The following is a 20,894-nucleotide window of genomic DNA, read 5'->3' on the forward strand; positions in this document are numbered from 1 at the left end:
GCAAGGTTTAGTTTATGCTTGCAGGATGCCTTTTAATTTACCGATTGCATTAACTTGGTTGCGGGTAGGTGCAATTCCAATCATTGTTGGTATTTTCTATTTACCTAATAGTTGGCTTACTCCTTTTGAAAAAAATCTACTCGGCACCATTCTTTTTGTCTTAGCCGCATTAACCGATTGGTTAGATGGTTTTTTAGCCCGCCGCTGGGGTCAAGAATCAGCTTTTGGCGGCTTTCTCGATCCGGTAGCCGACAAATTAATTGTGGCGGCAGCACTGTTGGTTTTATTAAATCTCGATCGGGTGCAGGTATGGGTTGCGCTGGTGATTATTGGGCGTGAAATTACGATCTCGGCCTTACGCGAATGGATGGCTCAAGTCGGAGCTTCACGGAGCGTGGCGGTGCATTTCATCGGTAAGCTAAAAACCGGGGCGCAGCTTGTGGCTATTCCCTTTTTGCTACTTAACGATATCCTGTTTGGCTGGCTTGATTGTGCGCGGGTAGGGAGTTGGTTAATTTGGGTCGCTGCCCTATTAACGCTGTGGTCGATGTTTTATTATTTGCAAAAAGCCTTCCCTCAATTGGTTGATAAGCAGTAAAGAGGCAGGTTAAGGGATTATTTGCTAAACTAGCGCCCTATTACGCGGGAATAGCTCAGTTGGTAGAGCGCAACCTTGCCAAGGTTGAGGTCGCGAGTTCGAGCCTCGTTTCCCGCTCCAAGTTCGATGGGAAGCCCTAAAAAGCTTCCCATTTTCGCTTCGAGAATTTGGTGCGTTGGCCGAGTGGTTAGGCCGGAGCCTGCAAAGCTTCTTACGGGGGTTCGATTCCCTCACGCACCTCCACTTATCTTCATTTAGCCCCCTTTATCCTGTAGTTGAGGCCTCAATGCCACTGCTTGACGAAATTCGAATGCACCCTAAAATGGGAATAGTTCTTTTTCTATATCGCTGAAAGACACGGTGATGCGCAAAATCTTATTTAGTTGTTTGTTCCCCTGCTTCCTCATTGCCTGCGCAAGCTCGGGTTCGGGTGATATCGCCACTGGTACGCCCGATGAAATTAACCAAACTCAAGCTGAATTATTGGGCGGTTTACCCTTACCCACTGGCGCGCGCATCATTGGTGCCGAGTCTTTAATTATTGGCAGAGGCGATGCCTGGGTGGGGCGCGTGGTATTGAGCGGTTTGCAAACCCCAACTGATATTTATGCATTTTTTCAGTCTGAGTTTCCTAAAGCAGGATGGACTACGATTAGCGCCGTTAAGGCGAAATGGAGTATTTTGGTTTTTACCAAGGGTGACCGCACTGTGCTGGTTGAAGTTGCTGATGGTTCGATGGTGGGACCAAAATCACAGATCATCCTCACTTCATCGCCAAAAAACGCCAATGTGGTTGCACCGACAAAAAAGTAAGACTAACTTCGGCTTATAAACCCTGCGAGCGAATTAAGCCAACCGCCTGACCTTCAACGGCAAAGTTAGGCTGGCGCGCATCGACTAAGATGTTTTTAAAGTCGGGATTCTCTGCCTGTAATTCAATTACCAAGCCCTGCGCCGTCCTTTTTTGGTGCCAACGTTTTACGGTAACTTCATCATCTAGCCGAGCTACCACGATATCCCCGTTGCGCACTTCACTGGTTTTTTTCACGGCTAAATAATCGCCATCGAAAATGCCTGCATCGCGCATGCTCATCCCTTTTACTTTTAATAAATAATCAGCACCTTTACTAAATAAGCTGGGGTCAATTGGCACTTGTTTTTCAATATGTTCAATTGCCATAATGGGCGAGCCAGCAGCTACTCGACCAATGAGGGGTAGGGTTAATTGCTGTAAGGCCACTGAGGGCAGTGCCATTTGGTAAGCATGTTGCGCGCGCCTTTGCGTATGTTGGGGGGGAATCCGAATTCCACGAGAGGTACCAGGACTTAACTCAACATACCCTTTGCGGGCGAGGGCACGCAGGTGCTCCTCAGCGGCATTGGCCGAAGCAAAGCCCAGTCGAGTAGCGATTTCAGCGCGGGTAGGCGGCAAACCACTTTCTTCAATAGATTGAGAGATAAGGGCCAAAATCTCTCCCTGGCGGGGGGTTAATTTGGGTAAATTGAGAAATTCGACTGTATTTATGTCCATACTGATATTGTATACAGTAGTTTTGATACTTCAAGAACTTTTATCGACTGAATGCCCTTAAAACCACGAAAATTTATCATTAAACCCCCAAAAAAATGCTCCCATGCCTGCCCAAGCGGCTTTTTAAGCCTCGAGGGCGCTGAATTTGAGTCTTGAGCAGTCTTTTTTGCTAGAATAGCCCTCTTATCTGAATTTAGATAAATCGGAGTTGCAGTTTTTCTACAATTTGTTTCCACCCTTGTCATACTGGCTGCCGACTTCAAAACCATCAGAAGTTAGCAAGACGCCCAGATGACTTTATCCAGAAGGAGTGTTAGATGCGTCATTATGAAATAGTCTTTATCGTCCACCCGGACCAAAGCGAGCAAGTGCCCGCGATGATTGAGCGCTACAAAGCGGTGTTAGCTGCTGCAGGCGGAAAAGTTCATCGCATTGAAGATTGGGGTCGTCGGCAGATGGCTTACATGATCGATAAGCTTGCTAAAGCCCATTATGTTTGCATGAATATTGAGTGTGACCAGAAAACGCTGGAAGAGCTCGAACATGCCTTCAAATTTAACGATGCGGTTTTGCGTCACCTAATCATCAAGGCAAGCAAGGCTGAAGTTGAGCCTTCCGTCATGATGAAGGAAGTGCAACGTGAAGACGCACGCAAGCAAGCGCAAGCCGACGCACCAGTTGCGACGGAATCAGCTAGTTAATTTAAGAGAAATACGGAGGCGATAGAGCGTAAGCAAGTGGCGGAACGGCGTTGAATCATTTCACCCTAACTGCTTCCCTGGTATCCAAAGACGCGATTCGATTTACCCCAGCAGGTCTACCCGTGATGCATTGCCAACTTGAGTATGTTGGCGAGGTTAGCGAAGTAGCCATGCCAAGGAAAATTCAGATGCGTGTTGAGGCAATTGCGATTGGCCCTGTACAGCGGGGTTTAGAGCAAATGAACCTAGGAAGTATGGCAGAGTTTGCAGGATTTTTAGCCCCCAAAACCTTACGTAATCAGCGTCTTGTATTTCATATTACCCATATTCAATTGAAAGATTAAAGAGGAATTCATCATGGCGTTTGGAAAGAAACCCGATTTCAAAAAGAAACCCGCGCAAAACCCATTGTTTAAGCGGAAGCGTTATTGTCGCTTTACGGTCGGCGGTGTTGAGCAAATCGATTACAAAGATATCGATACCCTCAAAGATTTTATTGGTGAGAATGCAAAAATTACGCCCGCTCGTTTAACTGGTACAAAAGCAAAATTTCAGCGTCAGTTAGATACGGCGATTAAGCGCGCCCGTTTCCTGGCTTTGTTGCCATATTCAGATCAACACAAGAAATAATTGGGAGCCCTTAATGCAAATCATTCTCTTAGAAAAAGTCACTAATTTAGGCAACCTCGGTGATGTCGTGCGCGTCAAAGATGGCTATGCACGTAATTTCTTGATACCCCAACGTAAAGCGCGTCGTGCTACTGAATCAGCGATTGCAGATTTTGCTACGCGTCGTGCCGAACTTGAAAAACTGGCCGCAGAAAAACTGGCTGCAGCGCAAACAGTTGGCCAAAAACTCGATGGCTTAGTGCTGGAAATCAGTCAAAAGGCAGGAGTCGATGGCCGTTTGTTTGGTTCAGTCACCAACCATGATATTGCCGATGGCTTAAAAGCCAAGGGTTTTGAGATTGAAAAATCATTTGTGCGTATGCCCACTGGCCCTTTAAAAATTGTGGGCGATCATCCTGTTGCGGTGGCGGTTCATACCGATGTGATATCTAACATCGTGATTCGCGTGGTTGGCGAACAGGCTTAATATAGCCTTATGGCTGAATCCCGTTCCCGTTCTATTACGCTTAATCCTAGCATGGCGGGGTCAGGGGATGCGGTACTACAGGCCTTAAAAGTACCCCCCCATTCGGTAGAGGCTGAACAGTCTCTGCTGGGGGGCTTACTTCTAGATAATTCTGCTTGGGATAGGCTGGGTGGCATTCTCACCGAGGTCGATTTTTATCGCCCTGAACACACCTTAATTTTTCGCGTAGTGCAAAACTTAATTGGCGATAACCACCCTGCTGACGTGATTACCGTGCACGAGGCCATGAAGACAGAGCAGGGGGGTGAATTAGTGGGTATCGACTACCTGAACTCCTTAGCGCAAAATACGCCCAGTGCAGCCAATATCAAAGGCTATGCTGAAATTGTGCGTGACCGCAGTATTTTGCGCCGACTGATTGCGGTTTCAGACAGCATCGTGAATTCTGCATTTGTACCTGAAGGTCGTTCCGTTCGCACTTTATTAGATGAAGCTGAATCACGCATCTTGCAAATTGGGGAAGAGGGTAGCCGCAAAGGCGATTACCTAGAAATTGAGCCGCTCTTGCAAGAGGTAGTGTCACGCATTGACGAGCTATATAACCGTCAGGGCGGCAGCGATATTACGGGTATTGCCACTGGGTTTATTGATTTAGATAAACAAACAAGTGGCTTGCAAAAAGGGGATTTAGTCATTGTGGCTGGCAGACCTTCGATGGGTAAAACCGCGTTAGCACTAAATATCGCTGAAAATGTCGCTTTAGTTGAGGGCTTACCGGTAGTAGTGTTTTCGATGGAAATGTCAGGAACACAATTAGCTTCACGCCTTTTGGGCTCAGTAGGGCGCGTTGATCAATCACGCATGCGTACCGGGAAGTTACAAGATGATGAATGGCCGCGAGTTACGGATGCGATTGCCCGCTTAAGTAATACCCAAATTTTAATTGATGAGTCTGGTGCTTTATCAAGTCTCGAGTTACGCGCGCGAGCACGCCGTATTGCGCGAAAATTTGGCGGCACACTAGGATTGGTGATTGTTGATTATTTACAATTAATGAGCGGTAGTGGCGGGTCTAGTTCTGAAAATCGCGCCACTGAGATTTCAGAAATTTCTCGTTCTTTAAAGTCACTTGCTAAGGAATTGCAATGCCCCGTGCTGGCATTGTCACAATTAAATCGTGGTTTAGAGCAGCGCCCCAATAAGCGCCCCATCATGTCTGATTTACGTGAGTCGGGTGCAATTGAACAAGATGCCGATTTAATTATGTTTATCTATCGTGATGAGGTTTATCACCCCGATACCACTACCGATAAAGGCGTGGCGGAAATTATTATTGGCAAGCAGCGTAATGGACCGATTGGAACGATTCGCCTCAGCTGGCAAGGCCCATACACTAAATTTGATAATTTGGCGCTCGGGGCTGCCGGCTTTTCATCGAGTAATGGCTCCAATGGTTCTGGTAGTAGCTTTAGTGGGTACGAACCCTTTTAATTGCGCCACTTAGTTGTTAGGTACGATGCGCCTTGCTTCAGTAAAGCGTGCGGCCCAATAGGGCGTGTCAATGCGGTCTAAACGAACCGTGCCACCGGCGCTAGGCGCATGCACAAAGCGACCTTGACCCACATAAATTCCTGCATGCGAATACTTTTCTCCAGTGGTATTAAAAAAGATCAAATCGCCTGGCGCTGGCGCTTGTTGACCAATGCCACTTCCTTTTCTACTCATTTCTTCAATCGTTCGCGGCAGTCTTATTGAAACCGCTTTGTTATAAACATAAACAATTAAGCCGCTACAGTCGAAACCGCCATTTGGAGTGTTGCCTCCAAAACGATATGGCACATCAACTAAACCAACAGCAGCAATGGATATATCTTCAGCGCCAACGCTGGTATCTTCCTTAAACTGGCTTACTCGTGGCGAAGAAAATGGCGAGACTTGAGTTGAACGCCCGCCAAACATGCCGCACGCCGTGAGACCAAAAACAGCAAGACCAATAAGCAGACTAAAGCGATAGTTATAAGGCTTCTGCAGCATGATCGGCAAGGCGTGAGCGCTCGCCACGGGCGAGAGTCACGTGACCGCTATGACGCCAACCTTTGAAGCGGTCAACGACATAGGTTAGACCAGATGAGCCTTCAGTTAAATAGGGGGTATCGATTTGGGCGATATTGCCTAAGCAAATAATTTTCGTACCAGGACCAGCTCTGGTAACCAAGGTTTTCATTTGCTTTGGCGTTAAGTTTTGCGCCTCATCAATAATCACAAACTTACTGACAAAGGTGCGGCCGCGCATAAAGTTCATACTCTTGACCTTAATACGCGAACGAATGAGTTCTTGGGTTGCAGCGCGACCCCATTCACCAGAGTTATCTTCATTGCGATGCAAGACTTCAAGATTATCATCAAAGGCACCCATCCAAGGCTGCATTTTTTCTTCTTCGGTGCCAGGCAGGAAGCCAATATCTTCGCCGACTGGTACGGTCGCGCGAGTAATGATAATTTCGTTATAGCGTTTGCTATCTAGCACTTGCTCAAGGCCAGCCGCTAAAGCAAGAAGGGTTTTGCCGGTGCCCGCTTGGCCGAGTAGGGTAACAAAATCAACATCGGGATTCATCAGCAAGTTCATCGCAAAATTTTGCTCGCGATTGCGTGCGGTTACGCTCCAAACATTATTTTTTTGATGGGAGAAATCGCGCAGCGTTTGTAGGAGCGCAGTCCTGCCATTAATTTCTCTTACTTGCGCATAAAACGGCGTCGAGCCATCGGGATTTTCTTGATAGACAAATTGGTTAACTAGCATACTAGATACTAATGGACCTGTGACTCGGTAAAACATCGAGCCTGATTTGACATCTGACCAACTTTCCATCGCTTTGCCATGCTTAGGCCAAAAATCGGTTGGTAAATGCATTACCCCCGTATACATTAAGTCACGGTCTTCTAAGACTTGATCATTAAAGTAGTCTTCTGCAGGCAAGCCTAGTGCCCGTGCCTTAATCCGCATATTGATATCTTTCGATACCAAGACCACCTCTTGTTCGGGTTTCGTTTGCTTGAGCTCACGTACTACCCCGAGAATTAAATTATCTCCCTTACCTTCGGGCAGCCCCTCAGGCAGTACATGGGTAAATAATTGGGTTTGAAAAAACAGCCGGCCTGAAACATCCGAGTGTCCCAACTTGTTCAGCGGGATGCCCTCCTCAAGAGTGCCAGTAGTCCCCGCGATGAGTTGATCGAGCGAACGACTGACCATGCGGGCATTACGCGCAACTTCGCTCATCCCCTTTTTATGGTTATCGAGCTCTTCTAAAGTCGTCATTGGTAAATATAAGTCGTGCTCATCAAAACGGAAGAGCGATGCAGGGTCATGCATTAAAACATTGGTATCCAGCACAAATAAAGTTGGTGGCCCGCTACGGATAATGCGTTTTGAATTTTTATTTTCAGTTTGCTTCAGCCGATGATCACCTTTAATTTTTTCAAGGGCTAATTCTGCGGCGGATAAATCAACTTGAGCACTATTTGCCCAATCTGCTGAGCTTAGGGCTTCAAGATCAACTTGGGTATCTAAGAGGGTATCCACCGCATTGCTGACAAGGGGCACTAGCCTTTGTTTTAAATCCGGAGCTTCTTTACGGTTCAATTTCACTTGATCGGCAATTTGCTTCGGCAGTGGGGGCAAAGGCATGCAGGGCTCCTAAAAGAAAAAACCGCCAGGCAAAGCGCGGTGGCGGTTGACAAAAAAATGATAAAAATTAGCCAAACTGTGGGGGAGGTTGCGCTTACTTGGCTTTGTATTGCCAAGGCTGATGATCAAACCATACCATCGTTTTTGGTGCATATGCCTTTACTTTACCTCAAATTAAATGCAATGCAAGGGTTAATTGTTGCTTTTTTATTGAAGGGCTTCTGCCGCTTGTAAAACCTCGGCTGCGTGCCCAGGTACTTTGAGGCCGCGCCATTCTTTACAGAGCTTACCAGTCGAGTCAAATAAAAAGGTACTTCGCTCAACTCCGCGGACTTGCTTGCCGTACATATTTTTCATTTTGATTACCCCAAAAAGGGCGCAGAGTTTTTCTTCGGTATCGGCCACCAATTCAAATGGCAAATCCAGTTTTTGCCGAAAATGATCATGTGATTTCAGGTTATCGCGTGAGACCCCGACAACTAAGGTGTTGGCTTTAGAAAAGGCATCAATGGCGTCACGAAACTCGCCAGCCTCAACTGTGCATCCTGGGGTTGAATCTTTAGGATAAAAATATAAAACCAGTTTACGACCCGCATATGCTGCGGGAGAAAATATGCGTTGCGAGGTTGCAGGAATAGTGCAATTCGGTAAACGTTGGCCAATAGCAATGCTCATATCAATCCTTTAGGGTTAAAAAGTATTTCAAAATAACTTACGGTAAGACCATTAATTCACCACTGCGATTGGGGACGGTACCCCAACTTAAGGGACAAGCCATAATTTTATCGAGTTGCTGCGTAGCCACCCAAGATTGGTGTAATTCGCCCAAGGTGACTAAATGGTGACCTTGTAACAACCATCCCTCGATTAATTCTACAAAAGCCGGCAAGAGCTTCTGCCCCTCTAGTTCTGCATGAAGGGTAAAGACTTGATCATTGGGGTTGCTTTGGGTCAGACTTAGTAGATGTCGAACGGCAGCAAAAGCATCCATACCTGCAACACCAATCAGTTCATCTAGGGTTGGCAAGGTAGTGGGGTATTGAATGCATTGACTTTTGCTGGGTGGGGCACCTTTTTTTTCTGCGGGGAAGAGCAGGCGATAAGGCGCTAAATTTAGGGGTGCACGACCGTCTGAGGCATATTTTAAACCCCAGCTATCTAGTTGCTGAAGCGCTACCTCATTCATTTGCCAACCAGCCGCGCCAGCAGTACTTGGCGGACGACGAAAAATTTCTTGAAAGCGATCGTAGGCGAGCTGCATGTGTTTGAGGGTCCATTTAGCATTGCGGTTACGAACCCCATCGTGCCAAGCGACATGATCCCAAGCATGAATCCCGGTTTCATGACCCGCACGATGAATCGCTTGCATCTCCTCGCGAGCCAATTGACCAATATCGGGACCTGGCAATAAGACCCCATAAAGTAAGGTGCGAATACCGTAATGCTCAACGACAGAAGTTCGCCCTACTTTTTTTAAAAAACCAGGTCGAAAAACGCGCTTGAGTGCCCAACCAGTATGGTCGGGCCCCAGACTAAACAGAAATGTAGCGTGCAGGTGTAAATGCTCCAGAACGCGGGCTAAATTAGGCACCCCTTCGCGCGTGCCGCGTAGTGTATCCACGTCCACCTTGAGGGCGATTTTTGCCATGGGCTAAGTGGTCAACTTAATTGTCTTGATCGACTAAGTTCCGCGCCTTAGGAACATCATGCCGATAGGCTTCAAAAATATGTTTCAAGGCATCATGCATGGTCGTACTTGGCTGCCAATGTAACTCGGTCCTGGTGTTATCAATCGCCGGAACGCGATTTTGCACATCTTGATAACCTTCACCATAATAGGCGGCAGAGGTCGTTTCAATAATCTGGACTTGTTGCGCAGTTTTTGCATACTCGGGAATACTGCAAGCAATTTCGAGCATCATGGTGGCTAACTCGCGTACAGAATGATTATTTTTAGGATTGCCAATATTAAATATCTTGCCATTCGCAATGTCATTAGTATTGGCGAGGATTTTCATCAACGCATCGATGCCATCATCTATATAAGTAAACGCCCGTTTTTGCTCGCCACCGTCGACTAAATTAATTGGCTCACCCCGCACAATGTGCCCTAAAAACTGGGTGACAACGCGTGACGAACCTTCTTTAGGCGTATAAATACTATCCAGGCCTGGACCAATCCAGTTGAATGGACGGAATAAGGTAAAGCGCAACCCTTCCATGCCGTAACCCCAAATCACCCGATCCATTAATTGTTTAGAGCAGGCGTAAATCCAGCGTTGTTTATGAATGGGTCCGTAAACTAGATTTGAAGTAGCTGAGTCAAACTCGGCATCACTGCACATGCCATAAACTTCAGAGGTTGAGGGGAAGACCAAATGTTTTTTGTACTTAAGCGCTGAACGCACAATGGGTAAGTTTGCTTCGAAGTCGAGTTCAAATACACGAAGCGGCTGCTGCACATAAGTGGCTGGCGTAGCAATGGCGACTAAGGGCAAGATGACATCACATTTACGAATGTGATACTCAACCCATTCACGATTAATTGTGATATCACCTTCAAAAAAATGCATGCGCGGATTACTCAGCAAATCGCTTAGACGATCATTTTGCATGTCCATGCCATACACTTCCCAATCGGTGGTCGCAAGGATACGCTTGGAAAGATGGTGGCCAATAAAACCATTAACCCCAAGAATGAGGATTTTTTTCATCGGTGCTGCCTCGTCTAAAAAATTGAATACAAATGCACGCTAAGCACTAAGCGGGATACCAGTGCAGGATCTGAATGACCTGTCGATCACCGCAAATGCCAAACACCTGATTATCAACCATCTGCACACCCAGCTCACTAAGCTCAATTTGTGGGGGTGGTAAGGCCAATAAAATCGAGCTTGCTATGACCATTTGCCGTCCTTGCCAAGTGGTAAACGCCCCTGGATAGGGGGGCGCAACCGCACGAATCAAATTATGAATCGATTGCGCAGTTTGCGACCAATCAACTTTGCCGTCAGCAGGTTTGCGACCACCAAAGTAACTACCTTGTTTGAGGTTATTGGGTAAGCGTTTGATTTGCCCGAGCAACAGCTGCGGCAGAGCAATTTGGAGTACGTGAACCGCGGCCGCGCTAACTTTTGCGAAGACAGTTGTGGCGGTGTCATTTGGGCCAATGGCAACCGCTTCTTGACCAACAATATCGCCAGCATCTGGTTTTGCTTCCATGACATGCAAGGTGGCGCCCGTTTCAGTTTCACCGTGCAAAATAGCCCAATTAACTGGGGCACGCCCCCGATATTTGGGCAGTAGAGAGCCATGCATATTGAGGGCAGTAATGCGGGCACAGGCTAAAAGGGTGGCAGGAATTAAGTAGCGGTAATAAAACGAAAAAATATAGTCTGGTTGAAGGGTTTGTAAGTGGGGTAAAAGAGCATTTAATTCATTAGCCAGAGGCTGTACATAAGGAATATTTTTTTGCTTACAGAGCTCTACTACACTCGCAAACCAAATATTTTCATTGGGGTCATCGGTATGGGTGATGACTAAATCAACTTTTATACCTGCGTCGAGAAGCGCTTGCAAGCAATTCACGCCAACATCATGATAGGCAAAAACAACTGCGCGCATAAAAATAACTTAAGGTTTTTCGAGTACGGCCTGCACTACGTAGCGAGGCCGTTGGCGAATTTGTTGATAGATGCGCCCAATGTATTCGCCCAATAAACCCAGCCCAAATAACATGACTCCAATGAGGAAAAAGGTTAGTGCAAAAAGGGTAAACACACCCTCGACCTCAGCGCCAATAATAAAGCGCCGAATTAAGAGGGTGGCAAATAAACTGCCTGCTGCCAAGGCCAATAACATGCCAAGAATGGAAAAAATTTGCAAGGGCACCACCGAAAATCCAGTGACTAAATCAAAATTAAGACGAATCAACTGGTAAACGCTATATTTCGACTCTCCCGCAAACCGTTCTTCATGTTGCACAGTAATTTCGGTTGGATTGGTAGCAAAGGTATAAGCCAGTGCTGGAATGAAAGTATTGCTTTCATTGCATTTTCCTACTAAATCAATAATGCGCCGCCGGTAGCCGCGTAACATACAGCCTTGATCGGTCATGGTGATATGGGTAATTTTTTCGCGTAAGTGATTCATCAGCCGCGAGGCACTTTTACGAAATAGGGTATCTTTACGATTAGTGCGAATCGTCCCCACGTAATCGTGCCCTGCAACTAATTCTTGGACTAGCGCATCGATTTCTTCGGGGGGATTTTGTAAATCCGCATCTAAAGTGATAATGTATTCACCGCGAGCGTATTCAAAGCCAGCCATGATCGCCATATGCTGGCCAAAATTATTTTGAAATAACACGACGCGTGTGGTATCTGGGCGTGCTTCAAATTGCTGACCCAACATGGCTGCAGAACGATCGCGACTACCATCATTAATAAAAATAATTTCGTACTGTAGCTGACGTTTTTGAGCCAGCATATCCAGTGCAGGATAGAGGCGACTAAAGAGCGCGGGTAAGCCAGCTTCTTCGTTGTATACCGGCACAATAATGCTTAATTGCGGTGCATTGATGAGCGAATTGAGTTGCGTTGAGGCCGTCATAGCGTAATTATGCGCTGGCTTGATAATGGTGCTGAAAAACCCCGATTAAAGAGCTGCAAACGCGTTTGACATCAGCATCGCTCATGGCAGGAAATAAGGGCAAGGTCAAAATTGAGCGGCCAATGACTTCGGCTACTGGCGTCGTTTCTGCAAGGTAACCTAATTTTCGATAGAGCGAGAAATTGGTAATGATGGGATAGTGCACGCCTGTGCCAATACCCAGTGCTTTTAATTCGGTCATGATTTGCGACCGCTCTACTTTTAATTGCTGCAAAGGTAACAGCACTTGATACAAATGCCAATTACTATCACTAAAGTTTTCGGGAGGCAGTTGTAGGGCAAAGCCCTTAAGCGCACTTGTATTTAATCCGGCCTTTAATAACTCAAAATACTGTTTTGCAATGGCGACACGTCGCGCTTGAAAAGTGGGCAGATTTTTAAGCTGGTGTAAACCAATAACGGCATTGATATCGGTAAGGTTATCTTTACCCCCTAAGACATCGACATCCATCCCATCTGGCCCATGCCGAGTAAGGCCTTGCAAACGCAGTTTTTCAGCTAGGGCAGTTTCATTGGAGTTATTGAGAACGAGGCAGCCTCCTTCAACGGTAGTCAGATTTTTATTTGCTTGAAAACTAAAGCTGACTAAGTCACCTATGCTGCCAATGCGTTTGTCGCGCCAATGTGAGCCAAATGCTTGTGCAGCATCTTCAATCACTCGCAGGTGATGGGATTTGGCAATGGCGTATAACTCGTCCATATCAACGGGTAAGCCCGCTAAATACACTGGCATGATGGCGCGGGTTTGCGGGGTAATGGCCGCAACAATTTGTGAGAGATCGAGGTTGCGAGTGCGCGGGTCGACATCGACAAAAATAGGCTTAGCGCCAACCGATAAAATCACATTGGCAGTGGCAACCCAAGATAGCGGTGTGGTGATCACTTCATCGCCTACGCCAATACCTGCTATTTGCAAGGCAATTTTCATTGTTGCTGTGCCATTGGCAAAGCAACGCACTGGTCGGTCACCAAAATAACGGCTTAACTCTGCCTCAAATTCGGCGACTTTCGGGCCCGAAGTAACCCAGCCCGATTGCATTACTGCTGCCACCGCAGCAATCGTGGCCTCATCAAAGCTTGGCCGAGTAAAAGGAATAAAGTCTGGCGGCGAAATCTGGCTTGCAGCGGTTTTTTCGTTCATGGTGCTATTTTCGCAAACTTGGGTGAGCCACTACCACTCGCCGAGAATCGCGACCTATTTCCTGCATCGGTAAGCCTAATTTTTGTAAGGCCAGATATTGCTCTGGCACCATCAGCGCATAGGCAGTGGGCTCATTTTGCCAGCGCTCGATAAACTCATCGAGGGTAGGCACCCAGCGCTTTGGTTCCTGTTTAACGCCAAATTCAAGTTCGTCTGGAAACTCGACCATCACCATGGTTCTACCAAGATAAAAAGGGAAGGTGTGATCTAAAATCCGCACGGAATAAATGGTGGCATCACGAGGAATTTTGGCTTTTACTTGGGCGGCTAAATCAACTCCAGAAACGGCACGTCCCAGAGCTTCATGACCGGTGCCGGCAATGGTGCAGGTGAAAAAGAATCCGAGCGCGTAACAATAAATACTGACTAACGCATTGCGTTTAGCCAATAGTGCTGCAGCAAGGCTAAATAGAATAAGCATAAGCAATGCAGTGATAACCCACTGTGTATAACTGGCATAGGCCAATAATTCATCCGGCTTGGCTTCAAAGCCAATTAGCGGTAAAAAAGCAAAGCCAACACAACCTAGCACGACAAAAAATAGCGCTTGTACCTTCCAGTAAGTCGATAAGTGAGTACGCTCGCCCAAACTGCGATCAATGGCATAGCCAGCCAGCAAGGCTAGGGCCGGAAAGGTGGGCATGATGTAGCCCGGTAATTTGGATTGTGAAACGCTAAAGAAACCGAGAATGACGAGAACCCAGCAGCTTAATAAGCCAAGACTAGAAAACTGGATCCGGCGCTGAGTGCGGAACTGTTGCCATGCTTGCCACATTGCACTGCCGACTTGCGGTAGCCACGGCAGAAATCCCAATAACAGAAAGGGCAGAAAAAAATAGATTGGACCTGGACGACTATGTTCTTCTTGGGTAAAGCGCTGAAAGTGTTCATTGATAAAAAAGAATTGGGCAAACTCAGGATTGCGTAGTGACACTAAAATAAACCACGGGGCCGTGATGGCAAGCAATAGTAATAAGCCTTTGAGTAAAGATAATGATTTCCAAATTTGCCAATTCCAAGTCGCCGTTGAATACACCACAAAAACCATGGCAGGCAACGCAATGCCAATTAAGCCTTTGCTGAGGGTTGCGCAGGCCATGGCTGCCCAGCACCCGAGCATCCAGCGGCTGCGGGTACGCGTTTCAGGGCTCGCTTGCGCTAGCAAAAAAGTGCATAGCGCGGCTGCTAAGCAGGCCGATAAACCGGTATCGAGTGAATTAAAGTGTCCACCCACCACCCACATCGGGGCAGAACCCAAGGCCACTGCTGCCAATAGTCCTGCACGCGGGCTATACAAGCGCCAAGCTGTAAAGCCGACCAGCAGAATCGTGAGATAACCCAACAAGCCAGACCATAAGCGGGCTTGCCATTCCCCAATACCAAAAACCTGAAAGATGACAGCGGTTGCCCAAATATGTAAAGGGGGTTTTTCAAAATAGAGATAGTCGTGATAGCGCGGCGTAATCCAATCGCCACTAGCAAGCATCTCGCGCGCCATTTCAGCATAGCGACCTTCGTCAGAAGGAATTAGGTGACGATAGTTCAAAGTGCCGAACCAAATGATCGTATAGACCACTAGCACAGCAAACGCTAGGCCAAGTTTGACAGGGGGCTTATTCATACGGTATCAAGCAGAATAGCAGCCAATACTTGCCGACCTTCGCCCATCAAAATATTGTAAGTGCGGCAGGCTGCCTGTGAATTCATGATTTCAAAACCCATGCGTGCTTGAATAAGGGGTTTTAGTAGTTCTGGCCGAGGAAAATGCTGACGAGCCCCTGTGCCCAAAATAAATAATTCGGGCTGGCGCGCACAAATTTGCAAAAAATCGGCTTCGGTCAGCGCTGCAAAGTTTGCTACCGGCCAAGCCACTATTGCGCCCGAGGGGCTGACTAAGACGGCATGCTGATAGGTTTTCTGGTTGATCTGAATATAGTCAGTACCATAGCCCGAAATCGTATTTAGGCCGGAATGGTCGTCAGAATGAAGCTTCACGTGCGCGCTCTGTCATAATTGAGTGAATTATAGCCAGCCTCTCTATATACCTATTCCTTAAGAATGGGCATTAGATGGCCAATAGATGACCAGTAGACCGATTGTGAAAACCGTCCTCAAATCCGCAAAACTCAATAACGTGTGCTACGACATTCGTGGCCCTGTGCTCGACCTTGCCCAGCAAATGGAAGAAGAGGGCCAGAAAATTATCAAACTGAATATCGGGAATGTGGGGGTATTTGGCTTTGATCCTCCCGAAGAAATTCAACTCGACATGATTCGTAATTTGGGTAACGCATCCGCTTACTCCGATTCAAAGGGCATTTTTTCTGCGCGTAAAGCGATCATGCATTACTGTCAACAAAAAAATATCCAAGGTGTCACTTTAGATGATATTTATACCGGTAACGGCGTATCTGAATTGATTGTTTTGGCTATGAATGCCTTGTTAAATGATGGTGACGAAGTGTTGGTGCCTGCCCCAGACTATCCCCTTTGGACAGCGGCAGTAAGTTTATCGGGTGGTAACCCAATTCATTATTTATGTGATGAAGCCAATGGCTGGGCGCCCGATCTAAACGACTTACGCAGCAAAATTACACCACACACTAAAGCAATTGTAGTAATCAATCCCAACAATCCGACTGGTGCTATTTATTCCTCAGAAGTGCTCTTGAGTTTAATAGCCATTGCCCGTGAACACGGCCTCATTTTATTTGCCGATGAAATTTACGACAAGATGGTTTATGACCAGGCTGAACATATTTCCTTAGGGGCTTTATCGACCGATGTCGTTACCATTACTTTTAATGGCTTATCGAAAAACTATCGCTCTTGTGGGTATCGGGCTGGCTGGATGGTGGTTTCCGGCGATAAAAGCCACGTTTTAGATTACATTGAAGGTTTAAATATGTTGTCTTCGATGCGTTTATGTGCAAACGTACCAGGTCAATATGCAATTCAAACCGCATTGGGTGGCTATCAAAGCATTAATGACTTGGTAGCAAGTGGCGGACGTTTAGCTCGCCAGCGTGAACTAGCCTGGAACTTAATTACCGCTATTCCCGGCGTGACTTGTGTCAAGCCTAAATCTGCTTTATATCTTTTTCCAAAATTAGATCCCGAGGTATACCCCATTACCGACGATCAAAAATGGATTACTGATTTTTTGCGGGAAGAAAAAGTGTTATTAGTGCAAGGTACTGGATTTAATTGGGTCAAGCCTGACCATTTCCGCGTCGTCTTTTTACCGCATGAGGATGTTTTACGTGAAGCGATTGGCCGCTTAGCCCAGTTTCTGGAGCGGTATCGACTAAAACACGGCACCAACAAAGCGTTAACGACTGCTAAATCATCATGAAAAAAAATGGCTTGAAACCGATTCAGGTCGGTCTTTTAGGAATTGGTACGGTCGGCGGCGGCGTGTTTGCGGTGCTTGAGCGCAACCAAGAGGAAATACAACGGCGCGCGGGGCGTGGTATTCACATTCATACCGTTGCCGATTTAAATGTATCTCGAGCTAAAGAATTGGTGCAAGGTCGGGCTCAAGTGGTTGCTGACGCGCGCACGGTAATTGCCGATCCAGAAATTGATATCGTGATCGAACTTATTGGTGGTTATGGCATCGCCAAAGATTTAGTGATGGAAGCCATTGCTGCTGGCAAGCATGTCGTTACCGCAAACAAAGCTTTAATTGCCGTGCATGGAAATGCCATTTTTGCAGCAGCGCATGAAAAAGGTGTCATGGTGGCCTTTGAAGCTGCAGTTGCTGGCGGGATCCCTATTATCAAAGCATTACGCGAAGGCTTATCGGCTAATCGTATTGAATGGATCGCTGGAATTGTTAATGGCACGACCAATTTCATTTTGTCAGAAATGCGCGATAAGGGCTTAGACTTTGCTACCGTCCTGAAGGAGGCGCAACGCCTTGGGTATGCTGAAGCCGACCCTACTTTTGATATCGAGGGTATCGACGCAGCGCATAAAGTGAGCATTATGAGTGCCATTGCATTTGGTATTCCGATGCAATTTGAACAGGCCCATATTGAAGGTATTACTCAATTGTCAGCTATCGATATTCGCTATGCCGAGCAACTGGGTTATCGCATTAAATTACTTGGCATTACCAAGCGTACGCCTGCAGGCATTGAACTGCGGGTGCATCCCACCTTAATTCCTGCCAAGCGCCTGATTGCCAACGTTGAGGGGGCGATGAATGCAGTGCAAGTTTTTGGCGATGCAGTAGGCACAACTTTGTATTACGGTAAAGGGGCCGGCTCTGAGCCAACCGCTTCCGCCGTTATTGCCGATTTAGTTGATGTAACTCGCTTAATGACAGCTGATCCAGATAATCGTGTTCCCCATTTAGCTTTTCAACCCGAGGCGATGCAAAACTTACCTATTTTGCCCATGAGCGAAATTACGAGTAGCTATTACTTGCGCCTATGTGTGGCAGATCAGGCAGGGGTCTTGGCAGAAATTACGAAAATTTTGGCTTCACATCATGTTTCAATTGACGCGCTCATCCAAAAAGAAGCACTCGAAGGTGAAAGACAAACTGATTTAGTGATGTTAACTCATGCGACTAAAGAAAAAAATATGTTGGCAGCAATTCAAGAGATTCAATGTTTGCCGACTGTTATGGCCGACGTTGTTAAGCTGCGGCTTGAAAACTTATCGTAAGTGCGGCTACGTATAGATAAGCACAATGCTGTATCAATCTACCCGCGGTAATAGCCCGCTAGTCAGCTTTCAGGCCATTTTACTTGGTGGCTTAGCTCCCGATGGCGGTTTATATTTGCCAGTGCATTATCCACAAGTCAGCTCGGCGCAACTCGATGCTTGGCGCAAATTAACGTACGCCGATTTAGCATATGAGGTGTTACATTTGTTTTGTGATGACATACCAGCAGCAGATTTACTTGACATCACTCGTAAAACCTATACCGCAGCGGTTTATTGCAATGGTCGTCGCACTGATTTAGCAAGCGATATTACTCCTTTGCATTATTTGGGAGAAGAGCAGGGTACTAGCCTCAGCCTTTTAAGTCTTTCTAACGGGCCTACCTTAGCGTTTAAGGATATGGCGATGCAGTTGCTGGGCAATTTATTTGAATATGCTTTGCAAAAAACGGGGCAACAACTTAACATCTTGGGTGCGACATCGGGTGATACGGGTAGCGCAGCAGAATATGCCATGCGCGGTAAAGCTGGTATTCAGGTATTTATGTTGTCACCGCAAGGCAAAATGAGCGCGTTTCAAGCCGCACAAATGTATTCTTTACCTGATGCCAACATCCATAATTTAGCGCTTACAGGGGTGTTTGACGACTGCCAAGATATTGTTAAAGCAGTAAGTAATGATCTAGAATTTAAAGCCCGCTACCACATTGGTACTGTGAACTCAATTAACTGGGGGCGGGTTGTAGCTCAGGTTGTGTACTACTTTCAAGCCTATTTTCTGGCCACTAAAGCGAATACAGAGCAGGTGTCTTTTGCTGTTCCTTCAGGCAACTTTGGTAATATTTGTGCAGGCCATATAGCGCGCATGATGGGTTTACCAATCGAGCATTTAGTGTTAGCTACGAATGAAAATAATGTACTTGATGAATTTTTCCGCACAGGTATTTATCGCGCTCGTAAAGCGGCGGAGACTTTACATACCACTAGTCCATCAATGGATATCTCGAAAGCCAGTAATTTTGAGCGCTTTATTTTTGATTTATTAGGTCAAGATGGTCAACGGACTGCTGCTTTATTTAAGCAAGTCGAGAAGACTGGCGGCTTTGATTTATCTACGGACCCAGCCTTTCAAGCGATACAGCAGTTTGGGTTTATTTCTGGAAGTAGTAGTCACCAAAATCGCCTCGACACGATTCGTAATATCGATATGCAGTATGGCGTGATGATCGATCCGCATACCGCTGACGGTGTGCAGGTAGCACGCCATCATCTACAGGCGGGGATACCGATGATTGTGCTTGAAACTGCTCTGCCAATTAAGTTTGCAGAGACCATTGAAGCTGCGCTAGGGCGCCCGGCTGATTGTCCGCCTGCTTTTCAAAGTATTAAAACTTTACCGCAACGGGTGCAGACAATGAGACCCGATGTCAATCAGGTGAAAGCTTTTATTACTTCACATCTTCAATAAAAACTATGCTCACTGCTCAAGAAGCTTTAGATCATTTACTGCCGCATGCTCAGGCGGTTAGCGAAGTAGAGCGTGAGCCAACTCAGACAGCTCTAGGACGAGTGTTGGCAGCTGATTTAGCTAGTTTAGTAGACGTACCGCCCCTCGATAATAGTTCGATGGATGGTTATGCAGTACGTTGTGCCGATTTAAGCGCTGCTGATATGACATTGCACATTGGTCAACGTATTCCTGCGGGAACAGTTGGTCAGACATTAGAGTTAAGGCAAGCTGCACGTATTTTCACTGGCGCTCCGATTCCTGAGGGTGCAGATGCGATAGTCATGCAAGAAGAAACCAGCTTGTTACCAAGTGAAATTGCGGGACAAACAGATCGCGTACAGATTCTGCATTTACCTCTCGCGGGGCAATGGATTCGTCGCCGTGGCGAAGATCTTACAGCCGGCAAAGTGGCCTTGTCAGCGGGTACTTTTTTACGTCCCCAAGAATTGGGGGTTGCTGCATCTGCTGGTCTTACCCATTTAATGGTGAAACGCCGCGTGCGAGTTGCTGCATTTTTTACTGGTGATGAACTAGCTTTACCTGGCGAACCATTAAAGCCTGGCGGAATTTATAACTCGAATCGCGATACTTTATTAGCTTGCTTAAGATCGTTAGGATGTATCCCTACTGATTTAGGTATCGTACCCGATCGCTTAGACGCTACTCGCGCGGCGTTGCGGGCGGCAAGTGTAAATCATGACCTGATCATTACATCAGGTGGGGTTTCGGTTGGGGAAGAGGATCATATTAAGCCCGCTGTTAGCGCAGAAGGACGCTTAGACCTTTGGCAAATAGCAATTAAACCTGGTAAACCATTGGCCTTTGGTGCGGTGCGTAAAGGGGCTGATGTTGCGAGTGGTGAAACTTGGTTTATGGGTCTGCCAGGTAATCCCGTGTCGAGCTTCGTTACATTTTTATTATTTGTCCGGCCATTTATTTTGCGCTTACAGGGTCGTCATGAGATAAACGCACCAAGATATTTTATGCGGGCAGATTTCGATTGGCTCAAAGCCGATCGCCGTAATGAATTCTTGCGAGTTAAGGAGAACGCAGCAGGCGGCCTCGATTTATTTCCTAATCAAAGCTCAGGGGTCTTAACAAGCGCATCATGGGGCGATGGTCTAGTTGACTGTCCGCCAAATCAAGCAATTCAACGCGGTGCAATGGTAACTTATATGCCTTTTAGTGGGCTCCTGAGTTAAGCATCATTCAATCTATAAA

At 46.7% G+C, this 20,894-nt stretch carries 23 protein-coding genes and 2 tRNA genes; 14 read left to right on the plus strand and 11 right to left on the minus strand.

What is annotated here, in order from left to right:
- The first annotated feature begins 25 nt into the window (after window positions 1-25).
- The 4 genes from pgsA (at window position 26) to LZT21_RS08845 (ending at window position 1,411) form a co-directional block, all read left to right on the plus strand.
- Complete coding sequence (gene pgsA / locus LZT21_RS08830; protein ID WP_233990293.1) at window positions 26-598, plus strand: CDP-diacylglycerol--glycerol-3-phosphate 3-phosphatidyltransferase; 573 nt, start codon at window positions 26-28, stop codon at window positions 596-598.
- Window positions 599-642: 44 nt separating this feature from the next.
- A tRNA-Gly gene (locus LZT21_RS08835) sits at window positions 643-718 on the plus strand.
- Between the two features lie 49 nt (window positions 719-767).
- Window positions 768-841 (plus strand) — tRNA-Cys (locus tag LZT21_RS08840).
- Window positions 842-961: 120 nt separating this feature from the next.
- Window positions 962-1,411, plus strand: a complete 450-nt coding sequence (locus LZT21_RS08845; RefSeq protein ID WP_233924233.1) for a hypothetical protein — start codon at window positions 962-964, stop codon at window positions 1,409-1,411.
- Between the two features lie 13 nt (window positions 1,412-1,424).
- Here LZT21_RS08845 and lexA read toward each other — a convergent pair whose 3' ends face one another.
- A complete protein-coding gene (lexA, locus tag LZT21_RS08850) occupies window positions 1,425-2,129 on the minus strand; it encodes a transcriptional repressor LexA (RefSeq protein WP_233924234.1) in 705 nt (234 codons plus the stop codon).
- 317 nt (window positions 2,130-2,446) lie between these two features.
- Between lexA and rpsF the strand changes: the two genes are divergently transcribed.
- The 5 genes from rpsF to dnaB are packed head-to-tail and all read left to right on the plus strand — an operon-like array spanning window position 2,447 to window position 5,417.
- A complete protein-coding gene (rpsF, locus tag LZT21_RS08855) occupies window positions 2,447-2,830 on the plus strand; it encodes a 30S ribosomal protein S6 (protein WP_233924235.1) in 384 nt (127 codons plus the stop codon).
- A gap of 50 nt (window positions 2,831-2,880) precedes the next feature.
- Window positions 2,881-3,174 (plus strand): primosomal replication protein N, encoded by a 294-nt coding sequence (gene priB / locus LZT21_RS08860; protein WP_233924236.1) that lies wholly within the window; start codon window positions 2,881-2,883, stop codon window positions 3,172-3,174.
- A 13-nt stretch (window positions 3,175-3,187) separates the two neighbouring features.
- Window positions 3,188-3,460 (plus strand): 30S ribosomal protein S18, encoded by a 273-nt coding sequence (rpsR, locus tag LZT21_RS08865; protein WP_233924237.1) that lies wholly within the window; start codon window positions 3,188-3,190, stop codon window positions 3,458-3,460.
- A 13-nt stretch (window positions 3,461-3,473) separates the two neighbouring features.
- Window positions 3,474-3,926, plus strand: a complete 453-nt coding sequence (gene rplI / locus LZT21_RS08870) for a 50S ribosomal protein L9 (protein ID WP_233924238.1) — start codon at window positions 3,474-3,476, stop codon at window positions 3,924-3,926.
- A 51-nt stretch (window positions 3,927-3,977) separates the two neighbouring features.
- A complete protein-coding gene (dnaB, locus tag LZT21_RS08875) occupies window positions 3,978-5,417 on the plus strand; it encodes a replicative DNA helicase (protein WP_233924379.1) in 1,440 nt (479 codons plus the stop codon).
- A 9-nt stretch (window positions 5,418-5,426) separates the two neighbouring features.
- On the opposite strand, the gene LZT21_RS08880 is transcribed toward dnaB, so the two are convergent.
- Both LZT21_RS08880 and LZT21_RS08885 read right to left on the minus strand, forming a co-directional pair.
- Complete coding sequence (locus LZT21_RS08880) at window positions 5,427-5,960, minus strand: C40 family peptidase (RefSeq protein ID WP_370634813.1); 534 nt, start codon at window positions 5,958-5,960, stop codon at window positions 5,427-5,429.
- The gene (locus LZT21_RS08885; protein WP_233937306.1) at window positions 5,941-7,614 is read right to left on the minus strand and encodes a PhoH family protein; all 1,674 of its coding nucleotides are present in this window, start codon (window positions 7,612-7,614) and stop codon (window positions 5,941-5,943) included. The genes LZT21_RS08880 and LZT21_RS08885 overlap by 20 nt, the downstream gene beginning before the upstream one ends.
- A 57-nt stretch (window positions 7,615-7,671) precedes the next feature.
- On the opposite strand from LZT21_RS08885, the gene LZT21_RS08890 reads away from it, so the two are divergent.
- A complete protein-coding gene (locus LZT21_RS08890; RefSeq protein WP_233937307.1) occupies window positions 7,672-7,848 on the plus strand; it encodes a hypothetical protein in 177 nt (58 codons plus the stop codon).
- Here the strand turns inward: LZT21_RS08890 and LZT21_RS08895 are convergent.
- Genes LZT21_RS08895 through LZT21_RS08930 form a run of 8 tightly spaced genes read right to left on the minus strand, consistent with a single transcriptional unit; the run spans window position 7,822 to window position 15,481 of the window.
- On the minus strand, window positions 7,822-8,289 hold the full coding sequence (locus LZT21_RS08895) for a peroxiredoxin (protein ID WP_233924240.1): 468 nt from the start codon (window positions 8,287-8,289) through the stop codon (window positions 7,822-7,824). The genes LZT21_RS08890 and LZT21_RS08895 overlap by 27 nt on opposite strands.
- Window positions 8,290-8,326: 37 nt before the next feature.
- Window positions 8,327-9,262: a polysaccharide deacetylase family protein gene (locus LZT21_RS08900; RefSeq protein WP_233924241.1), complete on the minus strand. Its 936-nt coding sequence runs from the start codon at window positions 9,260-9,262 to the stop codon at window positions 8,327-8,329.
- 16 nt (window positions 9,263-9,278) lie between these two features.
- Window positions 9,279-10,328: a bifunctional UDP-4-keto-pentose/UDP-xylose synthase gene (locus LZT21_RS08905; protein WP_233924242.1), complete on the minus strand. Its 1,050-nt coding sequence runs from the start codon at window positions 10,326-10,328 to the stop codon at window positions 9,279-9,281.
- A 46-nt stretch (window positions 10,329-10,374) separates the two neighbouring features.
- Window positions 10,375-11,238, minus strand: coding sequence for a formyltransferase (locus LZT21_RS08910; RefSeq protein ID WP_233990295.1), 864 nt, complete (start codon window positions 11,236-11,238; stop codon window positions 10,375-10,377).
- A 9-nt stretch (window positions 11,239-11,247) separates the two neighbouring features.
- A complete protein-coding gene (locus tag LZT21_RS08915) occupies window positions 11,248-12,195 on the minus strand; it encodes a glycosyltransferase (RefSeq protein WP_370634818.1) in 948 nt (315 codons plus the stop codon).
- A gap of 37 nt (window positions 12,196-12,232) precedes the next feature.
- Window positions 12,233-13,426: a DegT/DnrJ/EryC1/StrS aminotransferase family protein gene (locus LZT21_RS08920; RefSeq protein ID WP_233990300.1), complete on the minus strand. Its 1,194-nt coding sequence runs from the start codon at window positions 13,424-13,426 to the stop codon at window positions 12,233-12,235.
- A gap of 4 nt (window positions 13,427-13,430) precedes the next feature.
- Window positions 13,431-15,107 carry a glycosyltransferase family 39 protein gene (locus LZT21_RS08925; RefSeq protein ID WP_233990302.1) on the minus strand — a complete coding sequence of 559 codons (1,677 nt, stop codon included), beginning with the start codon at window positions 15,105-15,107 and terminating at the stop codon, window positions 13,431-13,433.
- On the minus strand, window positions 15,104-15,481 hold the full coding sequence (locus tag LZT21_RS08930) for an Mth938-like domain-containing protein (RefSeq protein WP_233924247.1): 378 nt from the start codon (window positions 15,479-15,481) through the stop codon (window positions 15,104-15,106). Before LZT21_RS08930 ends, LZT21_RS08925 begins: the two co-directional genes overlap by 4 nt.
- 103 nt (window positions 15,482-15,584) lie before the next feature.
- On the opposite strand from LZT21_RS08930, the gene LZT21_RS08935 reads away from it, so the two are divergent.
- The 4 genes from LZT21_RS08935 to glp are packed head-to-tail and all read left to right on the plus strand — an operon-like array spanning window position 15,585 to window position 20,875.
- Window positions 15,585-16,841 carry a pyridoxal phosphate-dependent aminotransferase gene (locus tag LZT21_RS08935; RefSeq protein ID WP_233924380.1) on the plus strand — a complete coding sequence of 419 codons (1,257 nt, stop codon included), beginning with the start codon at window positions 15,585-15,587 and terminating at the stop codon, window positions 16,839-16,841.
- A gap of 11 nt (window positions 16,842-16,852) precedes the next feature.
- Window positions 16,853-18,163: a homoserine dehydrogenase gene (locus LZT21_RS08940; RefSeq protein WP_233990368.1), complete on the plus strand. Its 1,311-nt coding sequence runs from the start codon at window positions 16,853-16,855 to the stop codon at window positions 18,161-18,163.
- A 25-nt stretch (window positions 18,164-18,188) separates the two neighbouring features.
- Complete coding sequence (gene thrC / locus LZT21_RS08945) at window positions 18,189-19,631, plus strand: threonine synthase (RefSeq protein WP_233924248.1); 1,443 nt, start codon at window positions 18,189-18,191, stop codon at window positions 19,629-19,631.
- A 5-nt stretch (window positions 19,632-19,636) separates the two neighbouring features.
- Window positions 19,637-20,875 carry a gephyrin-like molybdotransferase Glp gene (gene glp, locus LZT21_RS08950; RefSeq protein WP_233924249.1) on the plus strand — a complete coding sequence of 413 codons (1,239 nt, stop codon included), beginning with the start codon at window positions 19,637-19,639 and terminating at the stop codon, window positions 20,873-20,875.
- Window positions 20,876-20,894: the final 19 nt, after the last annotated feature.

The organism is Polynucleobacter sp. IMCC 30228, assembly GCF_021395205.1.
Taxonomy (GTDB): Bacteria; Pseudomonadota; Gammaproteobacteria; order Burkholderiales; family Burkholderiaceae; genus Polynucleobacter.

Coding starts and splice junctions, on each gene's coding strand:
- LZT21_RS08845 (WP_233924233.1), top strand. CDS start 962: ATGCGCAAAATCTTATTTAGTTGTTTGTTCCCCTGCTTCCTCATTGCC.
- LZT21_RS08890 (WP_233937307.1), top strand. CDS start 7,672: ATGATAAAAATTAGCCAAACTGTGGGGGAGGTTGCGCTTACTTGGCTT.
- LZT21_RS08920 (WP_233990300.1), bottom strand. CDS start 13,426: ATGAACGAAAAAACCGCTGCAAGCCAGATTTCGCCGCCAGACTTTATT.
- LZT21_RS08885 (WP_233937306.1), bottom strand. CDS start 7,614: ATGCCTTTGCCCCCACTGCCGAAGCAAATTGCCGATCAAGTGAAATTG.
- LZT21_RS08905 (WP_233924242.1), bottom strand. CDS start 10,328: ATGAAAAAAATCCTCATTCTTGGGGTTAATGGTTTTATTGGCCACCAT.
- lexA (WP_233924234.1), bottom strand. CDS start 2,129: ATGGACATAAATACAGTCGAATTTCTCAATTTACCCAAATTAACCCCC.
- LZT21_RS08900 (WP_233924241.1), bottom strand. CDS start 9,262: ATGGCAAAAATCGCCCTCAAGGTGGACGTGGATACACTACGCGGCACG.
- LZT21_RS08880 (WP_370634813.1), bottom strand. CDS start 5,960: ATGCTGCAGAAGCCTTATAACTATCGCTTTAGTCTGCTTATTGGTCTT.
- LZT21_RS08895 (WP_233924240.1), bottom strand. CDS start 8,289: ATGAGCATTGCTATTGGCCAACGTTTACCGAATTGCACTATTCCTGCA.
- rpsR (WP_233924237.1), top strand. CDS start 3,188: ATGGCGTTTGGAAAGAAACCCGATTTCAAAAAGAAACCCGCGCAAAAC.
- LZT21_RS08910 (WP_233990295.1), bottom strand. CDS start 11,238: ATGCGCGCAGTTGTTTTTGCCTATCATGATGTTGGCGTGAATTGCTTG.
- LZT21_RS08925 (WP_233990302.1), bottom strand. CDS start 15,107: ATGAATAAGCCCCCTGTCAAACTTGGCCTAGCGTTTGCTGTGCTAGTG.
- glp (WP_233924249.1), top strand. CDS start 19,637: ATGCTCACTGCTCAAGAAGCTTTAGATCATTTACTGCCGCATGCTCAG.
- dnaB (WP_233924379.1), top strand. CDS start 3,978: ATGGCGGGGTCAGGGGATGCGGTACTACAGGCCTTAAAAGTACCCCCC.
- rplI (WP_233924238.1), top strand. CDS start 3,474: ATGCAAATCATTCTCTTAGAAAAAGTCACTAATTTAGGCAACCTCGGT.
- rpsF (WP_233924235.1), top strand. CDS start 2,447: ATGCGTCATTATGAAATAGTCTTTATCGTCCACCCGGACCAAAGCGAG.
- thrC (WP_233924248.1), top strand. CDS start 18,189: ATGCTGTATCAATCTACCCGCGGTAATAGCCCGCTAGTCAGCTTTCAG.
- pgsA (WP_233990293.1), top strand. CDS start 26: ATGCCTTTTAATTTACCGATTGCATTAACTTGGTTGCGGGTAGGTGCA.